The sequence below is a fragment of the Ruegeria sp. HKCCD7181 genome, assembly GCF_057221055.1.
The window spans coordinates 69,771-89,253 of sequence record NZ_JBWVBC010000004.1 but is presented as its reverse complement, the minus strand read 5'-3'; the positions used below and the strand labels follow the sequence as shown (position 1 = coordinate 89,253).

At 58.3% G+C, this 19,483-nt stretch carries 17 protein-coding genes; 12 read left to right on the top strand and 5 right to left on the bottom strand.

What is annotated here, in order from left to right:
- The 5 genes from AC2TCY_RS09620 to AC2TCY_RS09600 all read right to left on the bottom strand — a co-directional run bounded on the left by AC2TCY_RS09620 (position 1) and on the right by AC2TCY_RS09600 (position 5,138).
- Entirely contained in the window at positions 1-1,236 is a 1,236-nt protein-coding gene (locus tag AC2TCY_RS09620; protein WP_480847088.1) for an NAD(P)/FAD-dependent oxidoreductase, read from the bottom strand.
- Positions 1,236-2,168, bottom strand: coding sequence for a 4-hydroxyproline epimerase (locus AC2TCY_RS09615; protein WP_480847087.1), 933 nt, complete (start codon positions 2,166-2,168; stop codon positions 1,236-1,238). The genes AC2TCY_RS09620 and AC2TCY_RS09615 overlap by 1 nt, the downstream gene beginning before the upstream one ends.
- Positions 2,159-3,118, bottom strand: a complete 960-nt coding sequence (locus tag AC2TCY_RS09610) for a dihydrodipicolinate synthase family protein (protein ID WP_480847086.1) — start codon at positions 3,116-3,118, stop codon at positions 2,159-2,161. The genes AC2TCY_RS09615 and AC2TCY_RS09610 overlap by 10 nt, the downstream gene beginning before the upstream one ends.
- A gap of 158 nt (positions 3,119-3,276) precedes the next feature.
- Complete coding sequence (locus tag AC2TCY_RS09605) at positions 3,277-4,335, bottom strand: ABC transporter ATP-binding protein (RefSeq protein WP_480847085.1); 1,059 nt, start codon at positions 4,333-4,335, stop codon at positions 3,277-3,279.
- Between the two features lie 5 nt (positions 4,336-4,340).
- Positions 4,341-5,138 carry an IclR family transcriptional regulator gene (locus AC2TCY_RS09600; RefSeq protein WP_480847083.1) on the bottom strand — a complete coding sequence of 266 codons (798 nt, stop codon included), beginning with the start codon at positions 5,136-5,138 and terminating at the stop codon, positions 4,341-4,343.
- Positions 5,139-5,280: 142 nt separating this feature from the next.
- On the opposite strand from AC2TCY_RS09600, the gene AC2TCY_RS09595 reads away from it, so the two are divergent.
- The 12 genes from AC2TCY_RS09595 to AC2TCY_RS09540 all read left to right on the top strand — a co-directional run bounded on the left by AC2TCY_RS09595 (position 5,281) and on the right by AC2TCY_RS09540 (position 19,468).
- Positions 5,281-6,540: an ABC transporter substrate-binding protein gene (locus tag AC2TCY_RS09595; RefSeq protein WP_480847082.1), complete on the top strand. Its 1,260-nt coding sequence runs from the start codon at positions 5,281-5,283 to the stop codon at positions 6,538-6,540.
- 60 nt (positions 6,541-6,600) lie between these two features.
- Positions 6,601-7,527, top strand: a complete 927-nt coding sequence (locus AC2TCY_RS09590) for a carbohydrate ABC transporter permease (RefSeq protein WP_480847080.1) — start codon at positions 6,601-6,603, stop codon at positions 7,525-7,527.
- A 1-nt stretch (position 7,528) separates the two neighbouring features.
- A complete protein-coding gene (locus AC2TCY_RS09585; RefSeq protein ID WP_039543893.1) occupies positions 7,529-8,377 on the top strand; it encodes a carbohydrate ABC transporter permease in 849 nt (282 codons plus the stop codon).
- A gap of 22 nt (positions 8,378-8,399) precedes the next feature.
- Positions 8,400-9,740, top strand: a complete 1,341-nt coding sequence (gene melA, locus AC2TCY_RS09580) for an alpha-galactosidase (protein WP_480847078.1) — start codon at positions 8,400-8,402, stop codon at positions 9,738-9,740.
- Positions 9,741-9,765: 25 nt separating this feature from the next.
- Positions 9,766-11,475 (top strand): IlvD/Edd family dehydratase, encoded by a 1,710-nt coding sequence (locus tag AC2TCY_RS09575; RefSeq protein ID WP_480847077.1) that lies wholly within the window; start codon positions 9,766-9,768, stop codon positions 11,473-11,475.
- A complete protein-coding gene (locus AC2TCY_RS09570) occupies positions 11,475-12,242 on the top strand; it encodes an SDR family NAD(P)-dependent oxidoreductase (RefSeq protein WP_480847075.1) in 768 nt (255 codons plus the stop codon). Before AC2TCY_RS09575 ends, AC2TCY_RS09570 begins: the two co-directional genes overlap by 1 nt.
- Before the next feature lie 4 nt (positions 12,243-12,246).
- The gene (locus AC2TCY_RS09565) at positions 12,247-13,140 is read left to right on the top strand and encodes a 2-dehydro-3-deoxygalactonokinase (RefSeq protein ID WP_480847073.1); all 894 of its coding nucleotides are present in this window, start codon (positions 12,247-12,249) and stop codon (positions 13,138-13,140) included.
- Positions 13,137-13,742: a 2-dehydro-3-deoxy-6-phosphogalactonate aldolase gene (locus tag AC2TCY_RS09560; protein WP_480847071.1), complete on the top strand. Its 606-nt coding sequence runs from the start codon at positions 13,137-13,139 to the stop codon at positions 13,740-13,742. Before AC2TCY_RS09565 ends, AC2TCY_RS09560 begins: the two co-directional genes overlap by 4 nt.
- Entirely contained in the window at positions 13,739-14,599 is an 861-nt protein-coding gene (locus AC2TCY_RS09555) for an SMP-30/gluconolactonase/LRE family protein (RefSeq protein WP_480847070.1), read from the top strand. The genes AC2TCY_RS09560 and AC2TCY_RS09555 overlap by 4 nt, the downstream gene beginning before the upstream one ends.
- Positions 14,596-16,500 (top strand): beta-galactosidase, encoded by a 1,905-nt coding sequence (locus AC2TCY_RS09550; protein ID WP_480847068.1) that lies wholly within the window; start codon positions 14,596-14,598, stop codon positions 16,498-16,500. Before AC2TCY_RS09555 ends, AC2TCY_RS09550 begins: the two co-directional genes overlap by 4 nt.
- A gap of 95 nt (positions 16,501-16,595) precedes the next feature.
- Positions 16,596-18,500, top strand: coding sequence for a family 1 glycosylhydrolase (locus AC2TCY_RS09545; RefSeq protein WP_480847066.1), 1,905 nt, complete (start codon positions 16,596-16,598; stop codon positions 18,498-18,500).
- Between the two features lie 41 nt (positions 18,501-18,541).
- Positions 18,542-19,468 (top strand): carbohydrate kinase family protein, encoded by a 927-nt coding sequence (locus tag AC2TCY_RS09540; protein ID WP_480847065.1) that lies wholly within the window; start codon positions 18,542-18,544, stop codon positions 19,466-19,468.
- The last annotated feature ends 15 nt before the right edge of the window (positions 19,469-19,483 follow it).

Genomic DNA, 19,483 nt, shown 5'->3' with positions numbered 1-19,483 from the left:
TCAAAACCGTGTTGCAGAGAACGCGCCAGGTGAAATCGGCGGCATTTGGCAAGCGACCATTGCCCCTACCATCTCGGCCGTTCCGGCCGATTGCGTCAGACCCAGGTGGCCATGCCCAAACGCATATATAACATTCGGGGATTTCGGCGACGCACTGATAACCGGAATGCTGTCTGGCAGCGATGGACGAAATCCCATCCATTGCGTACCGCCCTCGGTTTTCAGTCCCGGCAAGAATTTCTGCGCCTTCTTCAACAGCGTTTCGGCGCGTTTGTAATTGGGGGGCAAGTTCAGTCCACCCAATTCAACCGCTCCGCCGACACGCACGCCGCCGTTGATGCGGCTGGCCACAAAACCGTGACTGGAAAATGTCAGATGCATCCTAAGATCGAACGCCCCTTCCGGAAGGGTCGTATTATAGCCTCGCTCTGTCTCGAGCGGAATTTTATCACCGAGCGTCCGGGCCAGATGGTGGGACCACGCGCCCGCCGACAATACCACTTTGGCCACTTCTGTCGTGCCATTTGCGCAGGACACTCGAACACCATTGGAAATCGGCGCTAAACCCAACACTTCCTGTTGCTCGATCTGCCCCCCGCGGTCGCGGAAGACCCGGGCCAGATGCTCGACCCATGTTTTCGGGTCGACGACATTCAGCCAATTGGGCGTGAATCCTGCATGTGTGAATCGCGGGCACAGGCCTGGTTGTTTCTCGGCTATCGCCTCAGGGCTTTCCAGCAGTTCGAATTCGATCCCGTGGCGGCGGCGCAATTCCCAAGTGGGAAGGCTGGCATGGTATTCCGCCTCGCCTTCATAGAGTTGCATCTGGCCGTCGCGTTGCATCAAAGCCTCGCCATCAACCGAGACAATCTGCCGTGTCAGGGCTGCGCTGGACAATTCCATCAGGCTGGCCTGGGCGCCCAACAGGTTTTGATAGCGATCCGGGCGGCTAGCGCGCCAGAACCGATACATCCAAGGTGCAATCTGAACCGCATATGCTGTCGGAATCGACAGTGGACCCAACGGATCCACCAACCATTTTGGAGCCTTACGCATAATGCCCGGCGTCGCCAGCGGCTCGACTTCTGAAAAGGCGAAAGCGCCTGCGTTGCCAGCCGACGTCTCCGCCGCCACGCCCTTGCGATCAAAAACGCGTACTTGGTGACCCAGCCGTTGCAGCTCGAGCGCTGTGCTGATGCCGATGACGCCTGCCCCAATGACGATAACCTGCGGCATCAGGTTTCAATGCCTTCTCTGAACGGGTCTTTGGGGTCAAAGATCAATCGCCCCTCGGACATCACAAAGGCCTGCCCCGTGATCATGGGGATGACGCCCCCGCCCGGCCCCGACCGATAGGACAGATGATAAGAGCTGCCAATGACGCTTTCCTGCACGATTTCTTCTCCGGCGGCCAATTGACCTTCGGCCGCCAGACAGGCCAGCCGCGCGGAGCTACCGGTCCCGCATGGGGATCGGTCATAGGCGTCATCCGGACAAAGGACAAAGCTCCGGCTGTGCACGCCTTCATGCGGAGAAGCGCCCTGAAAGATCACATGATCCACAGGCTCGCCCTTCTCGCCCCCAATCCCCTGCGCGATTGTGGCCTCGCGAATGGCAATTGCGGCGTCGGTCATCTGACGAATGTTGCCGGGCTCAACAGGGATCGGGCTGGGATCGATGATGAAGAACCAATTGCCACCATAGGCGACATCTCCGGTCACTGACCCGAAACCGGGCACGTTCAGCGTTACTGCACGGCGCACCCGACGACTTTCGATATTCGTTACTGTCACGGTGTTTGGATCATGCAACTCAACCGTGACGACCCCAGCCGGGGTTTCAATGCGATGTGTGCCGACATCGATCCGCCCCAAATGCGCCAGCGTCACCGCCAAACCGATAGTCCCGTGGCCGCACATGCCCAGTACGGCATCCACATCGAAGTAAATCACGCCAGCCACGCATGTGGGATCTACCGGTTCAACCAACAAAGCCGCGACCATTGCCGGCTGCCCGCGCGGCTCCAGCATGACCGAGCGGTAAAACACTTCGTGCTCGGTCGCCAACTGGTGGGCACGTATGGCCAATGGACCGGATCCCAGGTCAGGCGCTCCGTCTAGGATCACCCGTGTGGGTTCACCTCCGGTGTGGCTGTCGATCACATGCATTCAGCAATCACTCCGCCTTGCTTCGACCAGTCGGCAAACCAGTTGCGGAACAGGGCATATTGTTGTTCGCAATAGTTGCGCTGTGCATCGGTCAGTTCGTCGGTTTCATTGAAGTGTAGACGGTATTCGGGTTCTCCGTTCAAGACCAGCAGGTGCTTGTAATAGAGAACCAGATCCGGCCCTTCATCGAAGCTGGACAGAACATGGAAGGCATCGGTCAATTCTTGTGCGCGCTGGCGTGCTTCGGCATGACCCTGAGCTGCTTTTTGCGACAGAGCGGCCAGCAACAGCGCCGCATGCGGCAGAGCAGTGCCGATTCCGGTGATTGAGCCGGTTGCGCCGCAGTTGACAAAGCCATGATAGACCTCGGTATCGACACCGACCATCAACGTGACCTGATCATCCTGGCTGGTGATGTTTTCAGCCGCATATCGCAGGTCGTCCTTACCACCGAACTCCTTGAACCCTAGCAGGTTAGAGTGTTCGGCTCGCAGCGCAAAGAACAGGTCTGCCCGTGTCGCAAAGCCATAATACGGGCTGTTGTAAATGATTGCGGGCACATCCGGTGCGGCGGACAGGATTGCTTGGAAGTGGTTTTTCTGCGCAGCAGGAGAACTTCCCCGCGACAGAACTCGTGGGATCACCATCAGACCTGCCGCGCCCACTTTCTGCGCGTGTGCAGCATGAGCTACCGCAGATTTCGTGTTGATAGCCCCAGTGCCGACCACAACCGGAAGACCAGCGCCAATCAGTCGCTCGACCCCTTCCATCCGCTGCGCGTCCGTCAGCAGTGGCCAGTCGCCCATCGAACCGCAGTAGACAACGGCCGACATCCCGGCCTCAATCATCTGTTGACCCTTGCGTACCAACGCGTCGAAATCAGGCGCGCGGTTTAGTGTACAGGGTGTCATGAGGGCAGGCATGGTACCGGAGAAAACGTCTGATTGCATGAATTCTTTCCTTTGACGGGCAATTGCGTGTGCGCTGGTTTCGCGTTCAAATACGGCGTATCGGTTATTGGATACGCGAACCATTGGATTCGTTCGAAGAAAAAAACGCGGTAACCCGTGTGGGGCACCGCGCTCATTTCTGCTTCAGGGTTTTACGATTACCGCAGCCTCAGCCCGGTGTCCGGATCAAACAGCATCGCACGTTCCGGACGGACAGATATACCGATCATGTCACCCTGCTTGCTACGCTGATCATCGCGCTCTTCCACAATCAGCTTGTCGCCGTTTGGTGTCAGCAGATAGGAATACGACACGCCGCCCAAGGCCTCTGTAAGATCGACGGTGCATACACCGCCAGAGCGATCAACTTGAATGTGTTCCGGTCGGATACCCAATGTCACCTTGGCTGCATCCGCTGGCACCGAATTGGTGACCGGAATCGAGTCGGTTAACGCGGGGTGACGGACAAATCCATCTACTACATCGCACTCGAGGAAATTCATCGCGGGCGACCCGATGAAGCCCGCTACAAAGCGGTTATCGGGATCGCGATACAGGTCCATCGGGGCACCGACCTGTTCGATGCGCCCATCGCGCAGCACCACTATCTTGTCGGCCATGGTCATCGCCTCGACCTGATCGTGAGTCACATAGATCATCGTCGCGCCAATTTCGTTGTGCAGACGTGCGATTTCCACACGCATCTCAACGCGCAATTCGGCATCAAGATTGGACAGAGGTTCGTCGAACAGAAACACTTCGGGGCCACGCACGATGGCCCGTCCAATAGCGACACGCTGACGCTGACCGCCCGACAGGGCCTTTGGTTTGCGTTTGAGATATTGATCCAGTTTCAGAATGCCCGATGCCTCCTGAACCTTTTTGTTTATCTCGGCCTTTGGCACCCCGTTCATACGCAGACCAAAACCCATATTCTCCGCCACACTCATGTGGGGGTAGAGAGCATAGGTCTGGAACACCATCGCTACGCCGCGCTTGGCCGGGTCCATGTGGGTGACGTCGCGCGCACCGATGTGGATTTCCCCCTCGGACGTTTCCTCAAGCCCCGCGATCATGCGCAACAGCGTGGATTTTCCACAACCCGAGGGACCAACAAAAACGCAGAATTCGCCGTCTTCGATTTGTAGATCGACGCCGTGGATCACTTGCGTCTGGCCATACCGTTTGATCGCACGGTTCAGAGTTACACCTGTCATGTCGCTTACATCCTGTCGTTATTGGCCATCCGGCGGGTTTCAGGGAACCGCCATGCCTGTGCCTCGGTCCCGATCTGTTCAGCCACGTGCCGCACGCGGGGAACCCAGGCTTCCAATTGATCGAAATCCATACGTCCGGTCGAACCTGTCACTGAAATCGCACCCAGCATCCGCCCACCCGAAGTCAGGATAGGGCAAGCGATACAGATAATGCCGGGTTCATGTTCTTCGTCGTCGACGGCGTATCCACGGCTGCGGATCAAGTCGAGATCAGCCCGCAGTTCTTTCTCAGAGGTCAGCGTCTTGTCGGTAAAGCGGTGAAAGCTCTGCTGAGACATCGCCTTGTTCAGTGCATTTTCATCAAGAAATGCCATCATCGCCTTGCCGACCCCAGTGCAATAAGCCGGGCCAACCTTGCCAGCCTGCGAATACATCTCGACCGGCTGCGCCGCGTTCCGCTTGTCTACATACAGGACCTGGCTGGAATCGAGCTGCGCCAGATGAACCGTTTCTCCGGTCTCGCGGCTAAGCGCATCCAAAAACGGCCGCGCAATAGGAGCCAGCGAACTCTGCGTCCAGGCCGCATGGGCCAGCCGCACCAATCTTAGGCCCGGGGCATAGGTCTGCCTGTCTGGGTCATATGACAACATTCCCTGATTGGTCAGGGATTGCAGAAAACGATACAGCGACGCTTTAGGAAAATCGCTGTTGTCCAGCAATTCCGCAAAGCGCACCGGGCGTTGAAACGCCGCTACTTGCTCAAGCACGTCACATGCTTTGCCTATTGTTCCGTCGCCAGCCACGGGTGCTTGATCTCCTCCACATACCCCACAGCGTCAGTGCGGGGGTCTTGACAACGCTAACCGATTCGATGTGTAGTTTTCAATATATAAAACTTGGTTTCATTATTTGGAACCTCAAAAATGGAAGCTAAGGGAGGAAACCATGCATTCCATCTTCAAGCGCACTGCGGCAGCACTGGCTGCCAGTGTGGCAATTGCAGCGCCGGCGTCGGCTGAACTGACCGGCGAGCTGCGGATCTTTCTCGACACATCGAACCCGGCGCCCCGCGCGACGATGGAAGCGATGATCGAGCGGTTCCAGGCACAGCACCCGGACCTGACCATCGAAACCACCGTTATCGACCGTGAGGCTTACAAGACCCAGATCCGCAATTTTCTGACTGCGGACACGCCCGACGTTGCGACATGGTACGCGGCAAACCGGATGAGACCTTACGTCGAGGCGGGATTGTTCGAGGACGTATCGGACCTGTGGGCAGAGCCTGCGATTGGCGACAATCTGGCCTCGACCAAAGGTGCGATGACCATCGATGGCAAACAGTGGGGTGTGCCCTATTCCTACTACCAGTGGGGCGTCTACTACCGCAAAGACATCTTTGACGAACTCGGTCTGAGCGAGCCGACCACCTGGGAAGAAGAGCTGGCCAACTGTCAGAAGATCATCGATTCCGGGCGCGCATGCTACACTATCGGCACCAAGTTCCTGTGGACCGCGGGCGGCTGGTTCGACTACCTGAACATGCGCACCAACGGGTTCGATTTCCATCAGGATCTGGCTGCAGGCAAGGTCAGCTGGGAAGATGACCGGGTCAAACAGACCTTCGCCAACTGGAAACAGCTGATCGACATGGGCGCCTTCATCGACAACCACCAGACCTATAGCTGGCAGGAAGCCCTGCCCTTCATGGTCAAGGGCGATGCGACCGCTTACCTGATGGGCAACTTTGCCGTGGCACCCCTTCGTGAAGCGGGTCTGACCGACGATCAGCTGGACTTCTACCAGTTCGTAGCGATCAATCCCGATGTCGAACTGGCCGAAGACGCGCCGACCGACACGTTCCACATTCCAGCAAACGCTTCGAACAAGGAAGCCGCACGCGAGTTCCTGCGCTTTGTCGTTTCCCCGGACGAACAGACCGAGATCAACAATGGCAAGAACCTTGGGCAGCTGCCTGTGAACGCCAATTCCTCAGTTGATGACGACAAGTTCCTGAATCAGGGATTTGAAATGCTGTCGTCCAACAGCCCCGGAGGCGTCGCCCAGTTCTGGGATCGTGACGCGCCTGCGGAAATGGCCAAGGCCTCGATGGAAGGTTTCCAGGAATTCATGGTCAAACCTGACAACGTGGACAAGATTCTGGCCAAGCTGGAACGGGCCCGCGGTCGTATCTACGACCAGTAATCTCTGGACCAGGGCCGGGCAGCAGCCCGGCCTACCCCCAAAAAACCGGAAAATCTATTCATGACCGTTGCCGTCGACATCCCCGAACAGGAAAGCTGGTTCCATCGCAACCAGCAACGCCTTGCCCCCTGGCTGTTTCTCGCACCGGGTCTGCTGTTCTTCATGGTCTATGTGATCATCCCGGTATTTCAGTCCTTCAACCTGTCGCTTTACGAATGGGACGGGCTGGGCGCCGCCGAATATGTCGGCGTTCGAAATTACGAGGATCTCTATTGGGAATGGGTCGACCGCGATGCGTTCTTCATCTCGCTCAAGAACAACCTGATCTGGCTGATTCTGTATCTCGCAGCGATCCCGGCGGGCCTGTTCATCGCGTTGTTCCTGAACCAGACAGTTGTTGGCATCCGCCTCTATAAATCGCTGTTTTTCTTTCCTTTCGTGATTTCTCAAGTCGTTGTGGGCCTTGTGTTCACATGGTTTTATGATCCGACCTTCGGCCTGCTGAACGAATTCCTCGGGCTGTTCGGAGTGGGCCCGCTGAATGTTCTGGGCGATGAGCGGTTCGTGACCTACGGCATTATCTTCGCCGGTCTCTGGCCGCAAACCGCCTATTGCATGATCCTGTATCTGACCGGTCTGAACGCCGTCGACCCCGAACAGATTGAGGCCGGCCGTCTCGACGGTGCCAAAGGCGCGCGGATGTTGTGGCACATCATCCTGCCGCAGCTGCGCCCCGCCACGTTCATCGCCTTTGTCGTCACAATTATCGGCGCGTTGCGGAGCTTCGACCTGATCTCGATCATGACCCAAGGCGGCCCGTTCGGCTCGTCCCGCGTGTTGGCCTATTACATGTTCGAGGTCGCGCTGTCCGAATACGGTTTCCGCATGGGATACGGAGCGGCCATCGCCGTGATCCTGTTCCTGATTATGCTATGCTTCATCGCCTATTTCCTGTGGTCGATGTACCGCGAAGAGAAGGGGCACTGAGATGTTTCCCAAACCTATCGAAAAACAACCCCGCGCAGCGCAGATCACTTATCAGGCCATGCTTCCCTTGGCATTGTTGTTGTGGCTCGGCCCGCTACTGGCGGTCGCCCTGTTCTCGGTCAAGCCCGAGGCGGACTTCACCAACGCAAATTACTGGGGCATGCCGTCCAGCTTTGAAGGCGCGTTCAACTATGGGCAGGTGTTCTTCAACTCAGACATGCCGCGCTATCTGCTGAACTCGTTCCTGATCACGGTCCCCACGGTGATCGGAGCCGTGGCGCTTAGCTGCATGACCGGCTTTGCGCTGGGGATCTACAAGTTCAAATCGAACCTCTGGATTTTCTTCATGTTTGTGGCGGGCAACTTCGTCCCGTTCCAGATCCTGATGGTCCCGGTGCGCGATCTGACCCTGCAACTTGGCCTGTACAATACAAAAACCGGCTTGGTTTTGTTCCACATCGCGTTCCAGACCGGGTTCTGCACGCTGTTCATGCGCAACTTCATCCGCGCCCTGCCCTTTGAATTAATCGAGGCCGCCCGGGTGGAAGGCATCAGCGAATGGCGCATCTTCTGGTATGTGGTCCTGCCGCTGATGAAGCCTGCAATTGCGGCGCTCAGCGTGCTAATCTTCACCTTCATCTGGAACGACTATTTCTGGGCCGTTGTTTTGACCCAAGGCGCGGAAAGCCAGCCTGTCACCGCAGGCATCACCAGCTTTAACGCCCAATTCAGGGCCGCCTATCAGTTAATGAGTGCAGGCTCCATCGTCGCGGCGCTGCCGCCGGTGGCCATGTTCTTCCTCATGCAGAAACACTTCATCGCGGGTCTGACCCTCGGTGCCGTAAAATAACGCCAAACCAAGGGTTTGCAGAATGACTAAGATCACGTTTATCGGGGCGGGCTCCACGATTTTCATGCAGAATATCGTGGGCGACGCTCTGCTGACCCCGGCGCTTGCCGACAGCCACTTTGCGCTGATGGATATCGACCCGGTTCGTCTGGCTGAAAGCGAAGCCGTCGCAAAAGCCATGATCCGCTCTCTCGGCACCGGCGCGACAGTGTCCACGCACACAGATCGCCGTGCAGCGCTGGAAGGGGCCGATTTCGTGATTACCGCATTCCAAATCGGTGGTTACAAACCCTGCACGGTAACGGATTTCGAAATCCCCAAGCAATATGGCCTGCGCCAGACGATTGCCGATACGTTGGGCATCGGAGGCATTATGCGCGGACTGCGTACGGTTCCGGTGCTTTGGGATGTGGCTCGGGACATGATGCAAGTCTGCCCGAATGCGACTCTGCTGCAATACGTCAATCCGATGGCCATCAACACTTGGGCGCTGTCCGAGCGCTTCCCGTCGCTGAAACATGTAGGGCTTTGCCATTCGGTGCAGAACACGGTCGAAGAACTGGCGCATGATCTGGACATTCCCAAAAACGAGTTCCGCTACAAGGTCGCGGGCGTCAATCACGTCGCCTTCTTCCTGCGATTGGAACATCAGGGGCGCGATCTCTACCCTGCCCTACGTCAGGGATATGCGGATGGTCGCTTCCCGAAACCTCCGCTTCTGATGCCGCGCTGCCCCAACAAAGTGCGGTACGAGGTGATGGAGCACCTGGGTTACTTCTGCACCGAAAGCTCGGAACATCTGGCCGAATACGTGCCGTGGTTCATCAAAGACGGGCGCGAAGATCTGATCGAACAGTTCAGCATCCCACTGGACGAATACCCATCACGCTGCCAGGAGCAGGTTGCAAGCTGGAAGGAACAGGCCAAGACCCTGACCGACGGGCGGGATATCGAGGTCATTCGCAGCCACGAGTTCGCCGCCGACCTGATGAATGCAGTCGTCACCGATACGCCCTACACGGCCTACGGCAACCTACCCAACACTGGACAAATACCCCAGTTGCCGCTGGGGGCTGCGGTCGAGACCCCGTGTCTTGTGGACTCCAACGGTGTCCAGCCATCGGTCGTCACTGACGTTCCACCGCAATTGATCGCGCTGATGCGCACTCAGATCAACGTACAGGAGTTAACTGTTCGGGCGCTGGTTGAGCAGAACCCCGAGTTTATCTATCACGCGGCCATGATGGACCCCCACACCGCAGCAGAACTGGACCTGCGGCAGATCCGAAATCTGGTAAATGATCTTCTGGTAGCGCATGCCGACTGGTTGCCCGATTGGTGCAAACCTGCCAAGGCCGCCTGAGCCCAATTTTAGAAGGCTGAAAACAATGACAAAAAAACGCCGTTCACAGCATTGGTATGGCAAGCTGGACAAAGATGGGTTCATCCACCGATCGTGGATGAAAAACCAGGGTTTTCCGGATCACGCTTTTGATGGTCGCCCCATTATCGGCATCTGCAACACGTGGTCTGAACTGACCCCCTGCAATTCTGGCCTGCGGGATCTGGCCGAAGGCGTCAAACGCGGTGTCTGGGAGGCCGGCGGATTTCCGGTCGAATTCCCGGTGATGTCTTTGGGCGAGACGCAGATGAAGCCCACTGCCATGCTGTTCCGCAATCTATTGGCGATGGATGTCGAGGAATCCATTCGTGCTTATGGCATAGACGGCGTGGTCCTTCTGGGTGGCTGCGACAAGACCACACCGGGACAATTGATGGGCGCGGCTTCTGTCGATTTGCCGTCGGTCGTCGTCAGTTCCGGCCCGATGCTGAACGGCAAGTATCGCGGGCAGGATATCGGCTCGGGCACCGACGTTTGGAAATTCTCCGAGGCCGTTCGCGCTGGTGAGATGACCCTCAAGGATTTCATGAGTGCCGAGTCCGGCATGTCGCGCAGTGCCGGGGTCTGCATGACGATGGGCACGGCCTCGACCATGGCCTCATTGGTCGAAGCGATGGGCATGAGCCTGCCCACCAATGCCGCTCTGCCCGCTGTCGACGCCCGCCGCATGGCGCTGGCGCATCTGACCGGCAAGCGGATCGTTGAGATGGTGGACGAAGACCTGAAACCGTCGGATATCCTGACCAAGGAAGCGTTTGAAAACGCCATCCTGACCAACGCCGCCGTGGGCGGGTCGACCAATGCGGTGGTTCACCTTCTGGCGCTGGCGGGGCGTGTGGGCGTGGATCTGACGCTCAAGGATTTCGAGATCGGCTCGGAAATTCCGTTGTTGGTTAACTGTATGCCTTCGGGCAAATACCTGATGGAAGATTTCTGCTATGCCGGCGGCGTGCCGGTCGTTCTGAACGAACTCAAACCCTTCCTGCGCCCGGCCAAAACCGTTCTGAATAAGGACATCTCGGCCCATTATGACGGCGCCGAGTGTTTCAACACAGATGTCATCCGCCCCTTCAACGAGCCGGTAAAACCTGCTGCGGGCCTGCGTGTCCTGCACGGCAATCTGGCCCCGAACGGCGCCATTGTAAAACCCTCGGCGGCAACAGATGAATTGTTGGAAACCGAGGCCGAGGCTTACGTTTTCGAAAATATCGAAGACCTGAAAGCCAATATCGACCGCGACGACCTGCCGGTCACGCCCGAGACCATTCTTGTGCTCAAGGGGTGCGGCCCCAAGGGCTATCCCGGCATGCCAGAGGTCGGCAATATGCCGATCCCGGCCAAGCTGGTGAAGGAAGGTGTGCGCGACATGATCCGTATCTCGGACGCGCGCATGTCTGGCACCGCCTATGGCACCGTCATCCTGCATGTCAGCCCCGAAGCCCAGGCAGGCGGCACGCTGGCGCTGGTCAAAACCGGTGATCGCATTCGGGTTTCCGCCAGCAAAGGCGAGCTGGAGCTGTTGGTCGACCAAAAGGAACTGGACGCCCGCCGCGCCGAATGGCAACCGGACGCGCCGCATTACACCCGCGGCTACGCGAAACTCTATATCGATCACGTCTTACAGGCCGATCAGGGCGCAGACCTTGATTTCCTCGTCGGCAAAGACACACGCCTTGTGACAAGAGAGAGCCACTGATGGACCAACCAGCCACATTTCACGACCTGAGCGGCGCATCGGTCTTCATCACCGGCGGCGGATCGGGAGTTGGCGCCGCGCTGACGGACGGTTTCATGGAGCAAGGTGCGAAGGTTGCCTTCATCGGCAGATCCGACGCCAGCGGTTTCGTCGAAGAGATGCGCGACAAACACGGCCGCGCGCCTTTGTTCCTGCAAGGCGACATGACCGATACTAAATTGCTGCATGCCACCATGGCCAAGGCCGCCGAGGCGCATGGCTCACTGAACGTACTTGTCAACAACGCCGCCAACGACAAACGCCACTCTCTGGACGAAACTACGCCCGAATTCTGGGACTGGATGATCGAGGTGAACCTGAAGGCCTATTACTTTGCCTGCCAAGAGGCCGCACGCCAGATGCAGGGCAAAGGTGGGGCAATCATCAATTTCAGCTCGATCAGCTATATGATGGGCAACGCGGGATACCCGATCTACACCACATCGAATGCCGGGATCACCGGGATGACAAGATCGCTGGCGCGCGAATTGGGGCCTCAGAAAATCCGTGTCAACGCTCTGGCACCGGGATGGGTGCTGACGCAAAAGCAGTTGGATATGTGGGCCACGCCCGATGATCTGGCCGCACATCTGGGCCGCCAATGCCTCAAAGAGCATCTGACACCCGAGGACATGGTTGCACCGACACTGTTTCTGGCTTCCAACGCCAGCCGGGCCATGACCGGCCAGTGCATGGCCGTCGATGGCGGCGTTGTGGTATCGGGGTGAAGCTATGAATACAGAATGGATTGCCGTCGACTGGGGAACGTCTCACCTTCGGACCTGGGCCATGCGAGGCGGCACAGTACTGGATGCCGCGCAGTCGGATCATGGTATGTCCCGCGTGGCCAAGGGTGACTTCCAGGACGCGCTGCTTACGCTGGTGGGGCACTGGCTCGGCGATGCTCCGGTCGATGTGATTGCATGCGGCATGGTAGGTGCGCGACAGGGCTGGGTCGAGGCACCGTATACGGCAGTGCCCTCTGCACCTTTGCCCGGTGTTCCAATCCGGGTGCCGAATACCGACTCTCGCATCCGCGCCTTTGTGGTGCCCGGTTTGAAGCAGAACACCCCACCGGACGTGATGCGGGGCGAGGAAACTCAGATCGCCGGCTTCCTGTCGACCCGCCCCAACTGGGACGGAGTGATCTGCCTGCCCGGCACCCATACGAAATGGGTACAGGTCAGCGCCGGCGAAGTCGTCAGCTTCCGCACCTTCATGACGGGCGAATTGTTCGACCTGCTGCGCAGCCAATCGGTTTTACGGCACTCGGTTGGGGATGGCTGGGAAGACACCGCCTTCGTCGAAGCCGTCGAGGATGCGCTGTCGAAACCGGAACAGCTGGCTGCGCGTCTGTTCGGGCTGCGTGCTGCGGACTTACTGCATTCTCAGAACCCGAACGTTGCACGGGCACGCCTGTCCGGATTGCTGATCGGCGCGGAACTTGCGGCCTCGCGCCCCTATTGGCTGGGCCAACAGATCGCAGTCGTCGGAGCCGAGGGTCTGTCCGATTTCTATGTCAAAGCTCTGCAAAAACAGGGTGCATTTGTCGAAACGGCGAATGCCACGCAATCCACTCTGGCCGGTTTGACCATGGCCCGCAACCTGACGAGGCAAACTGCATGAGCCGCCCCATCATCGCAATTCTGCGCGGCCTTAGGCCCTCCGAGGCGGCGCCCGTAGCGCACGCCCTGATCGCAGCCGGCATAGATCGGATCGAAGTACCGCTGAACTCACCAGAACCGCTTGAAAGCATTAGAATTATGGCCGACCAATTCGGGGATAGTGCCCTGATCGGGGCTGGCACTGTTCTAAGCACAGATCAGGTCGATGCGGTGGCAAATGCAGGTGGCAAACTTATCGTGTCGCCGAACTGCGACACTGAGGTGATCCGACGCTCGGTTGGGCTGGGGTTGGAGAGTTGGCCCGGTGTTTTCACGCCGACGGAAGCCTTTACCGCCTTGCGGGCCGGGGCCTCCGGTTTGAAACTGTTTCCCGGAACGATGGCCGGGCCCGAAGGACTGTCCGCGCTGCGGGCTGTACTACCCGCGGGCACTCTGGTTTTCGCCGTTGGCGGTGCGGGCTCTGAAAACTTCGGCACGTGGATCAAGGCTAGTGCGGATGGGTTTGGCATCGGTTCGGCGCTTTACAAACCGGGCTTATCGATTGACGACGTCGCTGCGCGCGCGCAGAAGATCGTTTCGGCCTATGATGAGGCTATTGCATGAGCCAGATTCATGATGACCGCGCCTGCGAGCTGGGTGAAGGCCCGCTATGGCACCCGGCCCGGCGGCAACTGTTCTGGTTCGACATTGTCGGCCGCCGGATGATGTCCCAAGAAAATGGGAAGCCAAAAAGCTGGACGTTCGAAGAAAACGTCTCAGCAGCGGGCTGGGTGGACCGCAGCACGCTGCTGATCGCCTCGGAAACCGGTTTGTGGCGGTTCAGCCTGCTAGACAGTCAGAAAGAACTGGTTGCTCCGCTGGAGGCCAACAACTCCGTAACACGTTCGAATGACGGGCGTGCCGATCCCTGGGGCGGCTTCTGGATCGGCACCATGGGTAAGAGCGCCGAACCCGGAGCCGGAGCGATCTACCGGTTTTGGCGCGGCGAACTGCGCCAACTTGTGCCGGACGTGACCATCTCGAACGCTATCTGTTTCGCACCAGACAAATCCTGCGCATATTTTTCGGATACAACGACGAAGCAGGTCATGCGGTGGGCCCTGAGCCCTGACACCGGCTGGCCCGAGGGCGGCCCGTCTGTCTTTCTCGACCTGCGCGCGGACGGGCTGAACCCGGACGGTGCTGTCGTAGACAGCGCGGGCAACATCTGGATTGCACAATGGGGCGCCTCCCGCGTGGCCGCTTACGACACCGAGGGCCGGTTCCAGAAGGCGATCAGGTTCGCGGCGGCTCACACATCTTGCCCCGCCTTTGGCGGGGAGGATCTGACAACGCTTTTTTGCACGACGGCCCGCGAGGGGCTGGATGCGGATACGCTTGAAATTCAACCGACAAACGGCATGACCCTTGCGGCACCCAACGCAGGGCGTGGTCAGCCCGAGCACCGAGTCCTTCTATGAAACCCGAACTTGGCGTTTGCTACTACCCGGAACACTGGCCCGAAGCGATGTGGACGACGGATGCAACCCGCATGGTTGAAACCGGTCTGACATGGGTCCGCATCGGTGAATTTGCGTGGAGTCGGATGGAACCTTCACCAGGTGATCTGCGCTTGGATTGGCTAGACCGGGCAATTGAATCGCTGGGCAGCGCAGGGCTGAAAGTCGTTCTGGGCACACCGACGACAACACCACCACGCTGGATGTTGGACAAACACCCGGACATGCTGGCGGCGGACGAAGGCGGCGCTCCGCGCAAGTTCGGCTCGCGGCGCCATTACTGCTTCAGTCATCAGAGGTACATAGACGAATGCACGCGCATCGCCCGGATCATGGGCGAACGATATGGGCGCAACCCGCATGTGGCAGCTTGGCAGATCGACAATGAATATGGTTGTCATGACACCACGCTCAGCTACAGCCACACTGCCCTGAAGTCCTTTCGGATTTGGCTGGCGGATCAGTACGGCTCGATCGAGGCACTGAACGCAGCTTGGGGCAACGTGTTCTGGTCGATGGAGTATGGTAGCTTCGATCAGATTGACTTGCCCAACCAGACCGTGACCGAGCCTAACCCGGCGCATGTGCTGGCCTTCCGCCGGTTCAGCTCGGACCAGGTGGTGGCGTTTAACAAGGCGCAGGTGGACGTGCTGCGCCCGCTGACAGATGCGCCCCTACTACATAACTACATGGGGCGCATTCTGACGTTTGACCATTTCAAGGTTGGTCAGGACTTGGACATCGCGACATGGGACAGCTATCCCATCGGCTTTCTGTCGGACAGGCTTGAAGCCGATGCCGTGCACAAATCCGCCTTTCTGCAGCAGGGTGACCCGGACATGCAGGCCTTTCACCATGACCTCTACCGTGCGGTTGGGCGCGGGCGCTGGTGGGTGATGGAACAACAACCCGGCCCCGTGAACTGGGCTCCGTACAACCCGGCCCCTCTGCCCGGCATGGTCCGCCTTTGGTCGCTGGAGGCCATAGCGCATGGCGCCGAGGTCGTTAGCTATTTCCGCTGGCGACAGGCACCGTTCGGACAGGAACAAATGCATGCAGGGCTGCAAACACCCTCGGGCCGGGACGCCCCCGGACTGGCCGAGGCCCGCCAGACTGCCGATGATCTGGCCAAACTGGGCGACGTCTCACTCTACAAAGCCCAAGTGGCAATCCTGTTCGACTATGCCTCGGACTGGGCGTGGGCAACGCAACCTCTTGGAGCCGGTTTCGATTACTTCCGTCTTGTTTTCTCGGCCTATCGTGCGTTGCGACGGGCCGGACTTTCGGTTGATTTTGTTTCAACCTCAAATGTCCCGCCTGACCGCTACAAGCTGATCCTCGCCCCCGGTTTGGCTACACTCGACGAAGGATTGGTCCAGAATTTGACCGAAGGCTGCGACCTTGCCGTACTGGGGCCGCGCACGGGCGCAATCACCCGGGACTTCCAGATCCCCGGTCCGGGGCGTCCCGGCCTGCCAGCCATGGATTGCGATGTTGATTTGGTCGAAACAATACCGCCGGGCTCTGAACGTCCAGTACAAGGAGGCGGTACCGTTGCTCATTGGGTGGAGCGCCTATCCGGCACGGCCCCAGACTTGTTGTCCTACCAAGATGGAAATCCGGCGCTGAAGGGGGTTGACGGGATATGGTATCTGGCCGGCTTCCCGGACGATGTATTATGGGATCGAGTGATCGCAATGGCCGCTCAACAGGCCGGGCTGCCCCTCCACCCCATGCCCGGAGGCTTGCGCAGACGTCAGACAGCAAGCCACGACGTGCTGATCAACTACAACGCTGATCCGGTCACCTGGAACGGTATCGAGATCAATGGGTGTGACGTTATCTTTGCAGACCCGGACTGATAGCCTCTGAAATCTGACATCCGAAAGAATTGATACCGCTAACATAACCTGATAGGTGGCTTGACGGCAGATCAGGCCACAAACAGGTTGTGATAATGAACAAAACCCGATCCGATTTTCCCAGGTCCTTTCTCTTTGGTCTGGCGGCCCCTGCAAAACCGGTTCGCGGGTTTGATGCCTATCGCTTTTCGATCTGCTGGGCGCACGTTGTCCCGCATGGGCGCGGTCAGTTTGATCCAGTCGCGCTGGATGATTGCGACAAGTTGGTTGATGACGCATTAGAATATGGGCTACGCCCATGCGGCATACTGGACCACTCTGTCTTGCCTCCGGAATTGGAAGATCTGGGTGGTTGGCGCAATAGCGACGTCGCCAGCTATTTTGGCGATTTCGCCGAGATTGTCATGGCCCGCATTGGCGACCGCGTGTTCAGTGCCGCGTCTCAGATAGAGTGTCCATCAGGATTGGCTGCAGGCAATCAAAAGCAGGATCTTCGTACCGCGGCCCGTAGCATGCATCATCAGCTAATGGCCAATGGTCGCGCGATACAAGCGATGCGTGGCTATGGGATGACCAATCTGGGAGCAGAAATCTGCACGGAAACCCCGGTAGGCTCTGTTCTGTTCAATATGATGTTTAACGGCGAATATCCAGTCGATCTGCTTGAAACACTTGAGCCCCACTTGCCGGAAGGATGGGGAAACGATCTTGAAACAATTTCAGAACCGGTCGACTGGTGCGGCCTGAAAATTCCTGAAGCTAACCAGGTTCAGCTTACAGAGTGTCTTCAAGGCATCCAGCGCGATTATACAAAGAACCTTCCTATATTTGTCACGGCACCTGCCACAACACCGGCTGACCTTTCTGATCAACTCGACAACTTGTCGGCAATTCTGGATAGTTCAGTCCCGGTGCAGGGATTTTTTCTTCAAACGACAGACGAGGCAGCGATTGGCGCCTTGAAATCCGTCGTGACCTCAGACGGGATGCCCTCACCATGGGTGAGTTCACCGGGAAATGTGCATGATCACTGGAACCTGGTGGCCGATATCGGTGGCACCAACACGCGGCTTGGCGTGGTGACAAACGGAGAGCTAACGGACCTGCACAAACACCCCACCGGTACGCTGGCCGATCTGCGCGAAGCACTGCACGACCTACGCGACGCGATCGGAACTGATCCGCGCGCTGTGGTGGCCGCCGGGGCAGGACCGGTGAAGGACGGAAGCATCCGCCTGACAAACGCCAATCTGGACTTGTCCGAGACGGAACTGGCGCGCGCCACCGGAGCGCAGCATACTTTTGTTATCAATGACTTCACCGCCGCTGCGTGGTCAGTGGCCGAGATCACCAGTGAAGACGTCGAGGTTCTTCAAGGTGCCACCACTCCGCCAATGGGTACGCGGTTGGTCGTTGGTCCCGGTACTGGGTTGGGGGTCGGCGCGCTGCTGTATTCCGAGGGGCATTTCCACACCCTCTCGGGTGAAGGCGGCCATATGGGCCTATCCCCCCGCCACCGGGATGAAGTCGATGTGTTTGACGCCGCAAGGAAAATTGCACCGGACTGTTTCTTTGGCGACAGCCTGACGCTGGAAGCCGAGATGTTCCTAAGCGGCACCGGCTTGCCGATCCTGTACCAGGCCGTAGGGATTGCCGGAGGACAATCTGACACTCCCGTCCGGTCCGCAAAAGACATTCTGCAGGACGCCCGGGACGGGAATGACGCATGCGCAGTCAAAACCGCACGGATGTTCACAGAACACTTGGGGGCTATTATGGGCGATCTGGCTGTAGCGCTGGTGCCCGCAGGGGGGATCTTTCTGGTCGGTGGAGTCGCGGAAAAAAACCGCTGGCTCTTTGGGCAGGATTTCCTGCGCGCCTTCAGCGCGGGCGGCCGGTTTGACGCGTTGCGCCAGTCGATGAACCTATATGTTTCAGAACAAGATGAATTCGGCATTGTTGGCGCTAACAATTTCTGCAAAAATGCGCTCGAGCACTAAGTAAACCGTATTAAGGCCTGCCACCTGAAAAGGACGCTGAAATGATCCTGTGCTGCGGAGAAGCCCTGATCGACATGATTGCCGAACCCACGGTTTCTGGAACTGAAGGGTATGTTCCGCATTCCGGCGGTGCCATCTTCAATACGGCCATCGCATTGGGCCGTCTGGGTGCGCCGGCAGGTATGCTGACGGGCCTGTCGACAGATATGTTCGGAAAACAACTGGCAGACGCATTGCAGTCCAGCCACGTGGATACGACCCATTTGATCCGGTCGGACCGTCCAGCAACTCTGGCGTTTGTACAGCTGCAAGACGGTCACGCCACATACAGTTTTGTCGACGAAAACTCAGCCGGTCGTATGCTGCGTCCCGAGGACATGCCAGATCAATTGCCAACCGCAAGTGCGCTCTATTTCGGAGGGATCAGCCTCGCATGTGAGCCCTGCGCAGACGCTTATGCGGCCCTGCTGGAACGTCATGGTGCGGATCGCGCCGTTATGATGGATCCAAACATTCGCCCCGGTTTCATCAAGGACCAAACCCGCTACCGCACCCGGCTAAACCGGATGATCGCTCAGTGTGACATCGTCAAGGTGTCAGATGAGGATCTGGACTGGATCATCCCTGGTCCCGAGAGCCTCGCCGAAAAAGTACCTCTTTTGTTGCAGGCCGGTCCCTCCGTAGTGATCGTTACGCGCGGCAGCGAAGGCGCGACCGGTTATCTGACAGATGGAACCGAAGTCTCGGTACCCGTCAAACCCGTACAGGTTGTCGACACCGTCGGCGCAGGCGACACGTTCAATGCGGGCGTTCTGGCGGAATTGGAACAAGCCGGTCACTTGAACAAACTCGCCCTGCGCGCCCTGCCCCCCGAAAACCTGCGCGCAGCTCTGGCCAAGGGCGCTGAAGTAGCAGCCGTAACCGTGTCCCGCGCCGGAGCAAATCCACCCTGGGCGCATGAACTTTGAAAAAGATGAGACGTC

Excerpts from the sequence above, each read along its gene's own strand:
- AC2TCY_RS09620 (WP_480847088.1), bottom strand. The coding sequence starts at position 1,236 with ATGCCGCAGGTTATCGTCATTGGGGCAGGCGTCATCGGCATCAGCACA.
- AC2TCY_RS09615 (WP_480847087.1), bottom strand. The coding sequence starts at position 2,168 with ATGCATGTGATCGACAGCCACACCGGAGGTGAACCCACACGGGTGATC.
- AC2TCY_RS09610 (WP_480847086.1), bottom strand. The coding sequence starts at position 3,118 with ATGCAATCAGACGTTTTCTCCGGTACCATGCCTGCCCTCATGACACCC.
- AC2TCY_RS09605 (WP_480847085.1), bottom strand. The coding sequence starts at position 4,335 with ATGACAGGTGTAACTCTGAACCGTGCGATCAAACGGTATGGCCAGACG.
- AC2TCY_RS09595 (WP_480847082.1), top strand. The coding sequence starts at position 5,281 with ATGCATTCCATCTTCAAGCGCACTGCGGCAGCACTGGCTGCCAGTGTG.
- AC2TCY_RS09590 (WP_480847080.1), top strand. The coding sequence starts at position 6,601 with ATGACCGTTGCCGTCGACATCCCCGAACAGGAAAGCTGGTTCCATCGC.
- AC2TCY_RS09585 (WP_039543893.1), top strand. The coding sequence starts at position 7,529 with ATGTTTCCCAAACCTATCGAAAAACAACCCCGCGCAGCGCAGATCACT.
- melA (WP_480847078.1), top strand. The coding sequence starts at position 8,400 with ATGACTAAGATCACGTTTATCGGGGCGGGCTCCACGATTTTCATGCAG.
- AC2TCY_RS09575 (WP_480847077.1), top strand. The coding sequence starts at position 9,766 with ATGACAAAAAAACGCCGTTCACAGCATTGGTATGGCAAGCTGGACAAA.
- AC2TCY_RS09570 (WP_480847075.1), top strand. The coding sequence starts at position 11,475 with ATGGACCAACCAGCCACATTTCACGACCTGAGCGGCGCATCGGTCTTC.
- AC2TCY_RS09565 (WP_480847073.1), top strand. The coding sequence starts at position 12,247 with ATGAATACAGAATGGATTGCCGTCGACTGGGGAACGTCTCACCTTCGG.
- AC2TCY_RS09560 (WP_480847071.1), top strand. The coding sequence starts at position 13,137 with ATGAGCCGCCCCATCATCGCAATTCTGCGCGGCCTTAGGCCCTCCGAG.
- AC2TCY_RS09555 (WP_480847070.1), top strand. The coding sequence starts at position 13,739 with ATGAGCCAGATTCATGATGACCGCGCCTGCGAGCTGGGTGAAGGCCCG.
- AC2TCY_RS09550 (WP_480847068.1), top strand. The coding sequence starts at position 14,596 with ATGAAACCCGAACTTGGCGTTTGCTACTACCCGGAACACTGGCCCGAA.
- AC2TCY_RS09545 (WP_480847066.1), top strand. The coding sequence starts at position 16,596 with ATGAACAAAACCCGATCCGATTTTCCCAGGTCCTTTCTCTTTGGTCTG.
- AC2TCY_RS09540 (WP_480847065.1), top strand. The coding sequence starts at position 18,542 with ATGATCCTGTGCTGCGGAGAAGCCCTGATCGACATGATTGCCGAACCC.